Source organism: Mycolicibacterium brisbanense (assembly GCF_001570425.1).
Lineage (GTDB): Bacteria > Actinomycetota > Actinomycetes > Mycobacteriales > Mycobacteriaceae > Mycobacterium > Mycobacterium brisbanense.
On sequence record NZ_BCSX01000003.1, the window covers coordinates 63088 to 77738 of the forward strand.

Below are 14651 nucleotides of genomic sequence, written 5' to 3' on the forward strand. Positions count from 1 at the left end.
CGCAAGTCCGCGACACGCCGGTTTTCGTGGACCTGCGTGACTGCTCGCGGGAGAAACGTGAGTTGGCTTCTGGCTGAGCGCAACCCTGCAACCGCGGCGGCGGCGGCCGTAGCGTCGGCGCAGTGCCCAGAGAACTGCATCTGCTCGCTTTCGGCAACACCCGCTCGGCCGGCCCTTGGCGTCATCCCGGCGTCGACAACAGCACCGCCGGTGTGCGACGCCGCCTGATCGAACACGCCCGAACTGCCGAGGCGGGGACCTTCGACGCGCTGTTCTTCGCCGACGGGCTCAACTACGGACCGCCCGCAACGTGGGCGTACAAAACCCCGGAGGACTTCGAACCGCTGACCGCGACAGCGGCACTGTCCTCGGTGACCGAGCGCATCGGCCTGGTCGTCACCGGATCGGCAACCCTGCAGCATCCCTATCACCTTGCCCGGCAACTGCTCTCACTCGATCACCTCAGCGGTGGGCGGGCCGGCTGGAACCTGGTCACCAGCTTCGCGCAGGCCGCGGCCGACAATTTCAGCGCCAACGGCGTCGTCGACCACGACGAGCGGTACCGCATCGCCGAGGAGGCCCTCGACGTGGTGCGCAAACTGTGGGACGGCTGGGGCGAGGACACCATCGTCGAAGACCGCGAAGCAGGAATCTTCCACGACGTCACCAAGATTCGTCGCGCCGACCACCACGGCCGGTACTTCGACGTCACCGGTCCGCTGGGGGCTTCGCGGTCGGCGCAGGGCCGGCCCGTGCTGTTCCAGGCCGGCTCGTCGGAGACCGGGCGGGCGTTTGCGGCCCGCCATGCCGAGGTCATCTTCACCAGCCACGGCAACCGGGCGCGTGCGCAGGAGTTCTACCGCCAGATCCATACCGCGAGCCAGGGCCGGGCGCGGCCGCCGTTGATCACTCCGTCGCTGCGCTACGTGGTCGGGTCCACCGAGGACGAGGCCAAGCGCGCCGAACATGAGGAATACCAATACTTCAGCCCGGAGTATCAGGCCGGGTGGCTACTGGAGGTCGACGTCGACGTCACCGACGCGGACCTCGACGGTCCGGTTCCGGCATCGGCGTTCCCCGAGCACACCCAGACCCATCAGACCGCGCTGGCCGGCTACCGGGCGCTGGCCGCCGACGGCAACCCCACCGTGCGAGAGTTCCTGTACCGCACCGTGAACGGTTGGGGTGCATCGGTGGTCGGCACCCCTGAGCGCATCGCCGACGAGATCGAGGAGTGGTTCAGTACGGCGGCCGCCGACGGCTTCGTCCTGCGTGACACCGGATTGCCCGGGCAGACCGAGCTGTTCGTCGAACAGGTGGTGCCGGTGCTGCGCAAACGTGGTCTGTTCCGCCACGAATACGCCGGGACGACGTTGCGCTCGCACCTGGGCCTGGAGGTACCCCTCCGATGACCACAACACGAGATCCCTTCGTACTGGCGGCGTTCACGATGTCGACGGTGTCGCACGGCAACTTCGGGTTGTGGCGTCACCCACTCGATCAGACCGCCCGCTACACCGACATCCGGTACTGGGTGGAACTGGCAAAACTCCTCGACACCGGCGGATTCGACGCCCTGTTCGTCGCCGACGCGGTCGGCCAGCTCGACGTGTACGGCGGTGACGCGGCGGCAGCGCTGACGCGTGCCGTACAGACGCCGGTGACCGATCCGCTGCTGGCGGTTTCGGCGATGGCAGCCGCGACAACGCATCTCGGATTCGGCATCACCGTGTCCACCACCTACGAGAGTCCGTATCTGCTGGCGCGCAAGTTCAGCACGCTCGATCATCTGACCGGCGGCCGTATCGGCTGGAACGTCGTCACGTCGCTCCTGGACAGTGCCGCGCGCAACATCATCGGCCGCGACCGGCAGATCGCGCACGACGAGCGCTACGCCATGGCCCAGGAATTCCTGGAGGTGACCTACAAGCTGTGGGAAGGCTCCTGGGAGGATGGCGCGGTCGTACGGGACCGGGAGGCCGGTATCTACACCGATGCCACCAAAGTGCACGGTATCGCGCACGAGGGCACCTATTTTTCGGTTCCGGGTGCGCATCTGGTTGAGCCGTCGCCGCAACGCACGCCGGTGTTGTTCCAGGCCGGAACATCGCCGGCCGGACGGGAATTCGCGGCGCGCAACGCCGAGTTGGTGTTCGCCAGCGATCCGCGTCCCGAGGTGTTGCGCGCCAACATCGACGATGTTCGCCGTCGTGCGGCGGCCCACGGCCGCAACCCCGACGCGATCAAGTTCTTGACCTCAATCGAAATCGTCACCGACACCACGGATTCAGCGGCCAGGGCCAAGGCTGATGAACTGACCCGCTACCACGACCTGGACGCCGGACTGGTGCTGCTCTCGGCGCTCAGTGGTGTCGACTGGTCCACCTACGGGGTGGACCGGCCCATCGAGCAGTTCGACACCGACGCCAGCCGCTCGATTCTCGCCGCGGTCGGGGACAGCCGAATCACGCTGCGCGACTACGTCGGGGGGCTCGGAGGTTTCGGCGGGCAACTGTTCGTCGGGTCGGCCGCGACGGTCGCCGACGAACTGGAGGCCTACGCCGAGCGCACCGGGGTCGACGGGTTCAACATCGCATACCACGTCACCCCGGGCAGTTTCGCCGACGTCGCCGAGCATCTGATACCGGAGCTGCGGCGGCGTGGCCGGGCCAGGACACCGGACGCCCCGACCACCTTGCGGCAGCGTCTGTTCGGCGGCGATTCGGCCGTGCTGCCGCCGGACCATCCCGGCGCCGGTTTCCGGTTGGCAAAAGAATCCCGTCGATTCGATAACTGACGCCGACGCCGATGTTGCGGCATCGTCATGACCACCTAATTCATTGTGCCCCTGTCAGTTACGACAGAAAGGTATGCATCATGACCACAGTCGAAGAAGAGCCATCCGTCACCGTCGGGGGCCGGAGTCTGACGGCCGCCGAATCGACCGGCCTGGAATCCGACGCGCTCGGTGCCTGGGGCGTATTCGCGCAGGGCCTGGCCGCGGCGGCTCCCAGCGTCGCACTCGCCACCGTGCCGTTCTCCCTGTTCGTCGCGGCGGGCAAGGGCGCCGCCTGGGCGGCGGTCGTCGGTCTGGTGATCGTCATCCTGGTCGCCACGACGATCAGCTTCCAGGCCAAGCGAACTGTCTCGTCGGGATCGCTTGGCACCTATACCGGTAACGGTCTGGGCCCGGGCTTCGCTTACGCCGCCGGATTCAGCCTGCTGTTCGGATACATCGGCTTCGCCACCACGGGCACGCTCGGCGGCGTGCTGTACCTCGACGCGTTCCTCGAGTCCATCGGGCTCGGGTCGCAGGCCGCGTGGTTCCGGCTCTTGCTGGTGCTCGTGGTGGTAGCCGTGGCGGTGTACCTGCCCTACCGGGGTGTGTCACTGACCGCGAAGTACGAACTGGCATTTGAACTTCTCGCCATCGCGTCCATCCTGGTGATCATCGTCGCCTCCTACATCGGCTACGGCTTCCACGTGGACTGGGATCAGCTCAACCCGTCTCACCTCGGCTCCAGCACAACGTTTATCGCTGCGGTCACCGCGGTGGGCTCCTACGCCGGGTTCGAGAGTGTCGCATCGCTGGGCGCGGAGGCCAAGGACGCCCATCGCAGCATCGCGCGCTCGCTGCTGCGGGTCGTGCTGCTGCTCGGCGTGCTCTACATCTTCGCGACCTACCCACAGATCCTGCATTTCGGCGAGATCGACGGTGACAAGGCAGTACTGCCGCAGCTCGCAGGCGCGGTCGGCGTGTCATGGGTGAATCAGGTTGTGAGCGCCACGGTTTCGGTGGCCTTCATCGTGTTCGTCACGGCCGTCACGACCGCCGCGGCACGCTCACTGTTCACGTTCGCCCACGAAGGCGCGCTGCCCAAGGTGTTCGCGAAGGTGCACCCGTCGCACAAGACACCGTGGACCGGGGTGGTGTTCGTCGGCATCCTGGCGCTGATCTTCTCGGCGGTCGCGACTTTCAGTTCGGCGGGCCGGCTGGTGTTCGACGTCTACGGCGGCTACGTCTCCAACTGGGGATTCCTGACCAGCTACCTGCTGGTCGTGATCGCCACCCCGATCTGGCTGCGCAAGATCAACGCCCTCACGCCGCTGCGGCTCGGCGTTTCGGTGGCCGCGACCGTCGGCATCGGTTACGTGATCTTCAGCAACTTCTACCCTGTGCCCGAATTCCCTTTCAACATCCTGCCTTTCGTCTTCGGCGCGATCCTGCTGGCCGGCCTGGCGTGGTACTGGTACCTCAAGCGGACCAGGCCCGAGGTGGCTCAGCGGGTCGGCACCATCCAGACGCTGTCGGAGGCCGAGCAGCAGCGGCTCACCGACGAAGGCATCCTCGGTGTGCTGCAGGAGCAGCGCGGTGACGACGACTCCGACCGGCAGCAGGACCCGGTGGCACCGTGACGATCATCGACCACGGCCCGTTGCGGAGCGTGACGACTGCGGAGATCACCTCGCCGGACCTGCCGCTGATCGCCGACTTCCTCGCCACCACACCCGGATTGGGCGGACGCAAGTTCGCCGCTGATTCCCGCGACGTGGCCGAGCAACTCGATGGCGCATACCCGGGCGCCGCGCTCGTCCTGCGTAGCGGGGCCGGCACGGTGCTGGGCTACGCAGTGCTGCACCGGCCCGACGGGGTGGAACTGGAAGTGCTCGCAGACTTCGTCTTTCATCCGGACGTGGCGCGAGAAGCGGTCGACGGGGTGGTCGCTGCCATCGTCGACCGCTTCCGCCGCGTCGCCGTGCCGGACGCGTACCTACGCACCTACATCGGCGCCGACCAGCCCGCGGCGATTGCCGCACTGGCCGACCACGGCGCGCGGGTGGAGCGGCAGTTCATCAGCACCCGCAAGTCACTGCTCGGCGAGGACCCCGAGGAACTCGGTGCGGCGCGTATCGATGGCCTGACCGTACTGTCGTGGCCCGAGGTCATCGATGGCGGTTTCGGCGAGCAGGTCAGGCAGTTGCAGTACGACACCTTCAGCGAGCATTTCGGCAACATGTCGAAGACGCCGCAACGCTGGCACCATCATCTCGAAAGCCGGTCATTCACACCTGATTTCAGCATCGCGGCGGTCGACGATGACGGGGAAGTGGTCGGTTATGTGCTCGGCTCGACCTACACCGTCGGTGTCGGGGCCGACGAGAAACGCAGTGCCCATACCGATTACATCGGGGTGCGGCGGGAGCGGCGCCAGCGTGGCACCGCTGAACTGCTGCTGCGCAAGATCTGGCTGGCGGCACTGCGGCGCGGGTTGACCGCGGCGTCGCTGGGCACCGACATCAACAACGCCAGCAAGGCTCACCTGCTGTATCGCAGGTTGGGTTACGTGGCGGTGCAAGATTCCTACGCCTATCGAATCGATGCCACGGGGAGGGCATGATGACAAGAGCCACAACGTATCTCAAACGACCGACCGGGTACGACGCCGAGCTCAGATCGGTGTTCCGGCCGATCTTCGACCGGATCGCCGAAGGCAACGCACAGCGCGAGGCCAACCGCGAATTCCCGCATGAGCAGGTGCGCTGGCTCGGCGAGGCCGGGTTCGGCACGCTGCGAATCCCGGCCGAGCAGGGCGGCTTCGGCGCGTCACTGGAGCAGACATTCCTGCTGCTCGCCGAACTGGGGGAGGCCGACGCCAACATCGCGCACATCTGGCGCAACCACCTCGCGTTCGTCGAGGACCGGCTCAACGCGCCGGTGTCCGAGGACAACGGCACGTGGATCAAACGCTTCCTCGCCGGTGAGTTCGTCGGCGGCGGCTGGACCGAGGCCAACAACGTCACCCTGGCGAACCTGCTCACCACGGTCACCCCGGAGAACGGGCACTGGGTGGTCAACGGTGCGAAATACTATGCCACGGGCAGCTTGTACGCAGACTGGCTCGACGTCCTGGGCCGCGGTGACGACGGGCAACTGTGGACTGCGCTGGTCCGCGCCGACGATCCGGGCGTCACGCTCGTCGACGACTGGCGCGGGTTCGGCCAGCGCACCACCGCCAGCGGTTCGGCGCGCTATGACGGGGCGCGCGCCGAGCGGGGCAACGTGTTTCCCGCCACCGAGCGGTTCACGTATCAGGCGCACTTCTATCAAATCGCGATGCTTGCGGTGCTCACCGGGATCACCCGGGCCGTGCAGCGCGACGGCACAGCCGCGCTCAAGCAGCGCAGCCGAAATTACCCGCAGGGCCTCGCCGAGGTGCCCGCCGCCGATCCGCAGCTGTTGCAGGTGATCGGGGAACTGTCGGCGGAGGCATTCGCCGCCGAGGCCGCGCTGGGCCAGAGCGCGCGTTCGCTGGACCGTATCGTCGCCGGCCGGTTGGCCGGCAGTGACGACCACGCCCGAGAATTGTTGATCGACGCCGAAGTCGCAGTCACCCAGGCTCAACTGGTCATCGTCGGCGCGGCGCAGCGGGCCACCACGCACGTCTTCGACGCACTCGGTGCGTCAGGCGTTTCCGAACAACTCGGCCTGGATCGGCACTGGCGCAACGCGCGCACTCTCGCATCCCACAATCCGGTGGTCTACAAGGCACGGATCCTCGGGGACTGGTTCGTCAACGGCACCGATCCGGTAGCCGACCTGTCCTCGCTCGGCCGCGGCGGACAGGGCAACTGAGTCAGAACTGCACTCGCAGTACCGCTTTACCGGCGACCTTGCGACCCAAAAGGGCCTCGGCCGCGGCCGAGATGTTGTCCCACGAATCACGCAGGCCGATCTGTGGGTCGAGTTCGCCGTCGGCCAGCAAGGTCAGCAGGTACTGCAGGTCGGCTTGAAACGGTGCGCGAACAGTGAACGGCTCCAAGCGTTTCCGCTTGCCGCGGCGGCGCTCCTGCTCGAAGTCGATGGTGGTGGGTTCGTTGGAGGCCATGCCGATGGACTGCACCGAACCACCGTCGTCGACCAGGCTGAACGCCTGCGCGAGTAACTTGCCACCGACGTTGTCCAGCACTCCGAACACCGGCTCGGTCACCGAGTCCAAGCCGACGACCACCTCGTCGGCACCCAGTTCGGTGAGGCCGTCACCGCGAGCCGGGCTGCCCACCGCTGCGATCACGTGCGCACCCGCCCGCGCCGCCAACTGCACCGCATAGCGCCCGACACCACCGGAAGCGCCGGTGATGAGTACGCGCCGGCCCACCACGGGGCCCAGGGCGCGCAGCGCCTGCAGCGCCGTCACCCCGGCGACGGGCAGCGCCGCCGCCTCATCGAACTCCACGAACTCCGGAAGCTCGGCGAGGTTGTCCGTCGCGACGGCCCGGCGTTCGGCCCAACCGGCCTCACCGCTGAACCCGACCACGCGGGTGCCTTCCGGCGGACCCGACCCGTCGGGGGCCGCCCGGGTCACGACGCCCGCGGTGTCCCAACCGGGTACTTCACCGGGCCGGCGCATCTGTTCGATGAAGTGCAGTTCCCCGAAGTTCAAGGCGATGGCGTGCACGTCGATCAGTGCCTGCGAGTCGGCGACCGCCGGCTCGGTCACGTCATCGAATCGAAGCTTTGCCGGCGCCTGCGGATCGTAAACGATGGCTCGCATGAGAAGGCAAACCTCCGCGGGTGGCACCACTATTCCCGGCCCGGTGCACTTCGTAAGGTATCGCGGGTGAGCGAGCAGGACCGGGTGCGCTGGGACGCTCGGCACGCCATGTCGGCGGCGGACCCCGAGAGCGGTCTTCCGCCGGTCTTCGCCGCCCATGTCGCCGAATTCCCGGTGACGGGCAGCGCGCTCGACATCGCTTGCGGACAGGGCGCAGTGTCCATCTGGCTTGCGCAACACGGTCTGCACGTTCTCGGTGTCGACGTGTCACCAGTGGCCATCGCGACTGCCCGCAACGAGGCGCGGCGGCTCGGGGTCGCCGACCGATGTCGATTCGACGTGGTCGACCTGGATGACGGCCTGCCCGCAGGTCCGCCTGTCGACGTCATCTTCTGTCATCGGTTCCGCGACGCCAGACTCGACCGCGCTCTCGTCGACCGCTTGGCACCGGGCGGACTGCTCGCCATCAGCGTGCTCAGCGAGGTCGGCGGCGCACCGGGCCCGTTCCGCGCCAGGCCCGGAGAACTGACCGCCGCGTTCGCCGATCTCGAGGTGATCGCGGCGGGCGAGGGCGACGGCGAGGCCTGGCTGGTCGCAACGGTCGCGAACCGACAGGCCTCTTGACCGTCGGGATCGGCGGCTGCGCTAGCCGTGCAGATCGGGATCGGACTGCAAGAGCCGTACCTCGGGGCTCATAACAGTCCCCGGTTCATCGCTGTGCCGACACCGCCGCGCGCTCAAAGCGAATCTCGCCGTCGATGATCGTGGCGACGGCCGAGCCTGCGCCCGCCTCGACGATGGCAGCCAGGGTATCGGCCGCGGTGGACTCCTCGATGCCGAGAACGGTGATATCCGCGAGCTTCCCGGCGGTCAGGGTGCCGATCTGGTCACCCAGCCCCATCGCGGCCGCGCCCCCGGCCGTCGCTGCGGTGAAGAGCCGCGCATGCAGATCGGGCGCGGTGTAACCCTGGTCCCGGGCGATGCGGTGCAGCGCCGCGGCATCGGCCAGCACATCTAGCGACGGGCTCGACGACAGCGAATCGGTGCCGACCGCAATTGGATTGCCTTCCCGCAGGTAGGCCGCAACAGGTGCGGCGTCCAAGCCGAGGACCGCGTTGGAACGTGGGCACAGAGCCACCACGGTGCATGTGTCCCGCAATCTGGCGCGGTCGTCGGCGTCGACGTAGATACCGTGGGCGATGTGGGTGTGCGTGCCCAGCACCCCGAGGGTGTCGGCGTAGATCACCGGACGGACCGCGGCGCCGCCGCCACGTAACAAGGCGAACTCACCGTGTCCCCAGGCCCGCCATTGCTCGGCGAGCGGTCCCGCACCGCCGGCGATGTAGTCGTGCTCGGCAGACGATTCGGCGACGTGGACGTGGCTGCGCAATCCGAGCTCTCGGGCCAGCTTGCCCAGATCGTCGAGTACTCCGGTGTCGAGGGAATACGGTGCGTGCGGCGACAACCCGACCGCTCCGGTGGCCTGCGCCAACACCGCGAGCGTCTCTTGCCGGCCGCGCTCCGACCAGTCGGTGTCATGCCACGCCATCACCTCCCAGTAAGCGATCCCGTGCATCCGGCCGGCAGACAGCACATTGAGTGCTTCGGCATGCGTCACGACATCGCCGATCGCGGTGGTGCCGCTGCGGATCGCGGTTTCCAGTCCCAGTTCTGCTGACGCACGCCAGTCGCCACGGCGCGAATACTCCGCTTCGAAGGCCGTCGACCATGCTTCGAAACTGTCGTAGCTGCCCTGCCCGAGCTCAGCCATGTGGGTGTACTGCAGATGGGTGTGGGCGTTGACCAGGCCGGGGATCAAGGTGCCTGACCATTCGACAACCTCGCCGGCACGGTGCAATTCATCCACGCTGCCAACTGCGACGATCCGCGAACCGGTGACGGCCACTGCGCCGTGACGGATGGCGCGCGCACCGGTGAGGACCCACGGCGCGGTGTGGACCCGAGTACCGGTCATCCGACCCACAATCCGGGCATGTGGCCGGTCACCGAGGCGACCGTCGCGGTGACGGTCGCCGCTGTGCAGAACCCGATGAGTGCCATGTCGGTGCCGTTCAACCGTAGCGTGCGCAACCACGTGCGGCGCTGAGATCCAAACCCTCGCAGGTCCAGTGCATCCGCGACATCCTCGGCGTCGACGAAGGCGCTGACCGTGACGGGAACGACGAGCGGCCGCAGTCGGCTGATCCGGCGTGCCGGATTGCGGGTATGTCCTGTCTCGTAACCCCGTAGCCGTTGTGCCGCAATGGTTTCCCGGAGATTGGCCGCCAGTGTCGGGATGAACCGGAATGTCAGGTCGATACCGTAGGCGAATCTCGACGGCATTCCCAGGCGAGCGAAGGCCACCGAAAGGTCGCCAGGCCGGACCGCGAAGGACAGCGGGAAACCCGTCGCCGCGATCGCCAGGAATCGAAGCAGCATCGTCACCGTGTATGACACGGTCGCGGTCGAGACCACGACACCGATACCGGGGATCGTGAAGAGTTCGGCTGCGACACCGGCGTATTGCCCTGCACCGGCGATCACCCCGTTCACTCCGGCCAGCAGCAGCACGAACACACCGACGAACAACCAGTTGGTGCGCACCTCGCCGAACGGAATGCCGGCCGAGAGGTAGTAGGCCAGAGCCAGCAGGGCCGCGATGGCCATCAGCCGGACGTCCTGGATTTGTGCGACGACCACGATGGTCAGTGCGCTGACCAGGATCAGCACCCGTGGATCGCGGCGCCCCAGGAACGAATTTGCCGCGAGATATCGAATGGTTTCCACTATCGGCCGGCGCGATTGGCCAGAGGCTGCCAGGCCCGGTCGAGTACTGGGACCAGGATCACCGAAACCAGTGCTGTGTTCAGGATCGCCGGCAGATAGGCCGCGGTCAGCCAGTACCCGAACGTATTGCCGAGGAAGATGTCGGTCACGGTGAACGCGAGGCCGACGACGATGGCGATCACCGAGATGATGGCGGCCCGGACAACCTGTCGCGACTGCGAATCCGGTTGCGGGTAGTAGTTGGCGATGAGGCCCGCGATCAAGCCCACCAGACCGTTGGCCAGGCTCCAGTTCCAGTATGTGAGGAAGCCGAATCCCTGGATTTGGTCGACGATGGCGTTGCCGACGACACCGGTGAAGAATCCGGCGATGGGGCCGAAGCGGATGCCGACGAACGGGATGATCGCAAGCGCGGGGCGCAGCGACACGTTTGCGGTGCCGGGGATGATGAAGCTGAACACGCCGAGCACGCCGTAGAGCGCGGCTCCGACTGCGCCGAACACCACGGTGCGTGATGTGACGGCCCAAGGTTTCTGCGCGGCACGGGTTGCGGTCATCTTGGTTCCTCTGTTATCTGGGCGCCGCTACCGTGCGGCTGAGTTGGCGGGCTAGTTCGTGCGGAGGTGGAATGACCTCTGCACCAATGGATATCGACCGTGCGGCGCGAACGTAGTCGGTCTCCCGCAATACCGCGCGCCCAGTGGCCGGCGCGGTGTCGTCATGCCACAGACCGATGTCCTCGACGATCTGGCGCGGGGGTCCGTCGGCAATCAGCCTGCCGTCGTCGACGACGATGATCCGGTCGGAGCGCCACAGCGCCAGGTCGACGTCATGGGTGATGAAGTAAATGCTCTGAATGTCCGGCAGCGCCCAGATGGCGTCGAGGAAATGGTTGGCGGACCGCTCGTCCTGGCCCGCGGTCGGTTCGTCCAAGATCAACGACCGCGGCCGCAGCGTCAGTGCCAATGCCAGTGCCAGGCGCCGTTGCTCGCCGAACGACAGCGTTCGCGGAGAGCGGTCCCAGATATCGGGGATGTCGGAGAGGCCGACTGTCGCGAGAGCCTCGGCAGACACCGCCTCGATTTCCGATTCGTCGAAGCCGAGGTTGCGGGGGCCGAACGCCAGCTCGTCGGCGACGGTCCCGGCGAAGAGCGCCTGAGCCGGATTCTGGAACAGATAGCCGCACAATGCCGTCAGCCCGGCGGCGCGGTAGTCGGCGACCTCGCGGCCGGCAATGCTGACGCGGCCGTCGAGCACTTCTACCAGGCCGACTGCGGCACGCAGCAATGTCGATTTGCCCGCACCATTGCGGCCCAGCACCGCAATGTGTTGCCGCGCAAGCAGATCGGCGTTGACCGCGCCCAGTACCGGCGTCCCGGCATAACCGATGGACGCATCCTCGTACCGCAGCAGCGAGGGACCCGGTGCGGCCGGGGCCGCCGTCCGCTGTGTCGACAGCTCGGCCGCACGCGTGACCAGGGCGTCGAACGGCAAGTTGACGGCGTCGGGGTCGGCGACCCGGAGAAAACCCTCCAGATCGCCCGAGTATGTGACGCGTCCGTGGTCCAGATGCAGCACTCGGTTCGGTGCCATCGGGACCACATCACCGACCCGGTGCTCTATGACCATCGCTGCACCACCGTCGTCGACATGCCGGCGTAGTGCGCGCAGTACCCGCACTGCGGCGTCCGGATCGAGATTGGCCAATGGTTCGTCTGCGATGATCAACCGCGGCCGTAGCACCAGGATGCCGGCGAATGCCACCAATTGCAGCTGGCCTCCGGACAATTCGTGGGTGGAGACTCCGAGCAGGTCGTCGTCTATCTGCAGAGTGTCGGCCACCGCGTGCACGCGGTCCAGGATCTGCGTGGCCGGTAGTCCGCGATTCTCCAGCCCAAAGGCGATGTCGGCGAGCACTGAATGCCCGACCACCTGCTTGGCGGGGTTCTGCAGCAGCGTCCCTACCGACTCGGCGATATCGCGGATGGACGAGGTGACGGTGTCCACCCCGTCCACCAGGATCGATCCGGTGATATCGACGCGGTAGGAATGGGGGACAAGACCGTTGAGCGCGCGCATCACCGTGCTCTTTCCGCATCCCGAGGGTCCGGCGAGCAGGATCAGATCACCGGGATGCACCGCCAGGTTCACACCGCTGATCGCCGGCCGCTTGGCCGCGCGGTAGGTGACGGTGACGTCCTGCATGGTCGCGAGCGCGGTCACCGGTGCTCACCTGGCCCGTCGATGCGTACCCCGAGGCTGTCGAGCTTGGCCTGTGCCACTCGGGTGTCCGCCGACTCGGGCAGCGGATGGACACCGGGCGGCAGTTCTGTCCCGGACGTGGCCAGGAGTTCGATTGCCAGCAGCTGCACCCCGAACGAGAGGTCCATGATTTCGATCGGATTGCCTTCTCCGGCAGTGCAGTTGATGCAATTGCCGTCATCGAGGATGAGAATCGAACGCCCGTTGGGCAGATCGAACGCCTCGACACGACGACCGACGGTGCGCCGTCGGGCGCCCGCGGCGACGACGGCGTCGATGGCGATCTCCTGATCGACGCCACCGGCTACGGCCACGGCCGCGCCGTCGGGAAGCGACAGCAGGTGCTCGAGATCGACGGTGTGGGCCACCCCGGTCGCCGAAATCAGCAGGTCGGCCGCCGCGGCGGCCTCAGTCAGGGGTGCCACGGCGAAACCGGCGTGCAACGCCTCCAAGGCCTTGACCGGGTCATGCTCGGCGACCGTGACCCTCGCGCCCAGAGCGCTCACCGCGCGCGCGACGCCCCGACCCACGTAACCGTATCCGGCCACCGCGACCGGCTTGGCGGTCAACGCGGTGCCCAGCAGATCGACGATGGTCAGGACGGTCGACTGGCCGGTGCCGTATCCGTTGTCGAACAGTGTCTTGCAGCGTGCGTCATTCGCTGCGATGACCGGGATCCGTAGCCGGCCCTGCTGTGACATGGCCTGCAGGGGCCAGAGTCCGCTGGTGGTCTCCTCTGACGCACCGATGAGGGTGCCGAGAAGGTCGGCGCGTTCGGCGTGAGCGAGCCGGATCACGCTCGAACCATCGTCGACCAGGATGTCGAGACCTCGGTCCAGAAACTCCAGCGCCAGCCGTCGGTCGATGTCCCGGTCAGCGTCGGCCTGCGCGAAGACCGCGATGCCGGCCTGGCGCAGGGCGGCGGCGACGTCGTCACGGGTGCATGCGCCGTCGCAGACCACCGACACGTCCGCGCCCGCGGCTGCGAGGCTCAGCGCCAGGTTGGCGGTCTTGGGCTCCAGCACGAGTGACAAGCCGATCCGACGCCCTGCGACGACTCCACTGGCACGCAGTTGTGCACTCAGCGCGGCTGTGACCGGCATGAATCGCCGCGCCCAGTCGATCTTCTCCTGTCCCGACGTCCACACCGCAGGTTCGTGCACCGAGGCCGTCACGGTTGCAGTACTTCGGCCAGCGCGATATCGGCATGCTGCGCTCCCACCGTGGCCAGCAGTACGGCGTATGCCGCGCGGATTTCTGCTGTGGTGTGGTGCAGGGCGTCCGTTTCCACACGTGGCACCACGACGATCGGCCGCGGTCCCTCGAAGTGGCCCAATCCGCGCACAGCCCAGGCGGCAGTGACGCTATCGGGGTGAAAAGTGGCGTGAGTCCCCGCATCCACCACCAGCAGCGGGCGCACTCCTGCAGCCACCGCATCCGGCGTCAACTCGGGATGGCCGACTCCGGTCGCTACCACGACGTCGACATCAGCTGGTATGAAAGGCGATTCGGTAATCCGGTGCGATGGCGCGGCGTGCCTGATGGCAATGTCCAACAGCCCGACCGGTTCGTCTGCGGTCAGTTGGATGCGGCCGCCGAACCGGATGATCGCGGCGGCCAGGGCATCTGCGACATGGCCGGTGCCGGCGATCAGAAATCTGGTACTCGGAATCAGCAGGTTCGTCTCGCGGGCAAATGAACTCAGCACCAGATCTGCCCAGGCGCGCGCCTCGAATGCCGCGACTACCGACGAGTTCGCAATGTCGGAACGCCCCACTGACACGCGGGCCCCAGTTCCCGGTTGGCCCACGGTGCGCCATAGGCTTTGGATTGCTGCTGCGGTGACGGCGTCGATCGACGAATCGACGTCCAGGGAGACGCGATGTGCCGTGGTCGCGGCGCGGAGGCGCACCCGCGCGGCGACATTGGATGCGCTCGGCGCGCGGAGCAGAAGATCGGACATCATCACTGTTCTAGCGGGTACTCGACCGCGTGAGAATGCTTACGTTCACGGTGACCGCAAGCGGATCGCTTGCACTGCAGCCGCTT

Annotated in this window: 13 protein-coding genes; 6 read left to right on the forward strand and 7 right to left on the reverse strand. The window is 67.0% G+C overall.

The window, feature by feature from the left end; genetic code table 11:
* Positions 1–122: 122 nt before the first annotated feature.
* From RMCB_RS00980 to RMCB_RS01000, 5 genes are all read left to right on the forward strand, one after another.
* Positions 123–1412 (forward strand): NtaA/DmoA family FMN-dependent monooxygenase, encoded by a 1290-nt coding sequence (locus RMCB_RS00980; RefSeq protein ID WP_062827258.1) that lies wholly within the window; start codon positions 123–125, stop codon positions 1410–1412.
* A complete protein-coding gene (locus RMCB_RS00985) occupies positions 1409–2797 on the forward strand; it encodes an LLM class flavin-dependent oxidoreductase (RefSeq protein WP_062827259.1) in 1389 nt (462 codons plus the stop codon). Before RMCB_RS00980 ends, RMCB_RS00985 begins: the two co-directional genes overlap by 4 nt.
* 80 nt (positions 2798–2877) lie before the next feature.
* On the forward strand, positions 2878–4416 hold the full coding sequence (locus RMCB_RS00990) for an APC family permease (protein ID WP_062827260.1): 1539 nt from the start codon (positions 2878–2880) through the stop codon (positions 4414–4416).
* On the forward strand, positions 4413–5399 hold the full coding sequence (locus tag RMCB_RS00995; protein ID WP_234791951.1) for a GNAT family N-acetyltransferase: 987 nt from the start codon (positions 4413–4415) through the stop codon (positions 5397–5399). Before RMCB_RS00990 ends, RMCB_RS00995 begins: the two co-directional genes overlap by 4 nt.
* On the forward strand, positions 5399–6634 hold the full coding sequence (locus RMCB_RS01000; protein ID WP_062827261.1) for an acyl-CoA dehydrogenase family protein: 1236 nt from the start codon (positions 5399–5401) through the stop codon (positions 6632–6634). The genes RMCB_RS00995 and RMCB_RS01000 overlap by 1 nt, the downstream gene beginning before the upstream one ends.
* Before the next feature lies 1 nt (position 6635).
* Here RMCB_RS01000 and RMCB_RS01005 read toward each other — a convergent pair whose 3' ends face one another.
* Entirely contained in the window at positions 6636–7553 is a 918-nt protein-coding gene (locus RMCB_RS01005; protein ID WP_062827262.1) for a zinc-binding dehydrogenase, read from the reverse strand.
* A gap of 66 nt (positions 7554–7619) precedes the next feature.
* Here RMCB_RS01005 and RMCB_RS01010 point away from each other — a divergent pair, with 66 nt between their 5' ends.
* Positions 7620–8177 (forward strand): class I SAM-dependent methyltransferase, encoded by a 558-nt coding sequence (locus RMCB_RS01010; RefSeq protein ID WP_062827263.1) that lies wholly within the window; start codon positions 7620–7622, stop codon positions 8175–8177.
* 85 nt (positions 8178–8262) lie between these two features.
* On the opposite strand, the gene RMCB_RS01015 is transcribed toward RMCB_RS01010, so the two are convergent.
* From RMCB_RS01015 to RMCB_RS35955, 6 genes are read right to left on the reverse strand one after another with little or no spacing between them, the layout of a single operon-like run.
* Positions 8263–9528 carry an amidohydrolase family protein gene (locus RMCB_RS01015; RefSeq protein WP_062827264.1) on the reverse strand — a complete coding sequence of 422 codons (1266 nt, stop codon included), beginning with the start codon at positions 9526–9528 and terminating at the stop codon, positions 8263–8265.
* Complete coding sequence (locus RMCB_RS01020; RefSeq protein ID WP_062827265.1) at positions 9525–10340, reverse strand: energy-coupling factor transporter transmembrane component T family protein; 816 nt, start codon at positions 10338–10340, stop codon at positions 9525–9527. Before RMCB_RS01020 ends, RMCB_RS01015 begins: the two co-directional genes overlap by 4 nt.
* Complete coding sequence (locus RMCB_RS01025; protein ID WP_062827266.1) at positions 10340–10897, reverse strand: ECF transporter S component; 558 nt, start codon at positions 10895–10897, stop codon at positions 10340–10342. Before RMCB_RS01025 ends, RMCB_RS01020 begins: the two co-directional genes overlap by 1 nt.
* 13 nt (positions 10898–10910) lie before the next feature.
* Entirely contained in the window at positions 10911–12563 is a 1653-nt protein-coding gene (locus RMCB_RS01030; RefSeq protein WP_062827267.1) for an ABC transporter ATP-binding protein, read from the reverse strand.
* Entirely contained in the window at positions 12560–13777 is a 1218-nt protein-coding gene (locus tag RMCB_RS01035) for an adenosylhomocysteinase (RefSeq protein WP_062827268.1), read from the reverse strand. The genes RMCB_RS01030 and RMCB_RS01035 overlap by 4 nt, the downstream gene beginning before the upstream one ends.
* A complete protein-coding gene (locus RMCB_RS35955; RefSeq protein WP_062827269.1) occupies positions 13774–14565 on the reverse strand; it encodes a hypothetical protein in 792 nt (263 codons plus the stop codon). Before RMCB_RS35955 ends, RMCB_RS01035 begins: the two co-directional genes overlap by 4 nt.
* Between the last annotated feature and the right edge of the window lie 86 nt (positions 14566–14651).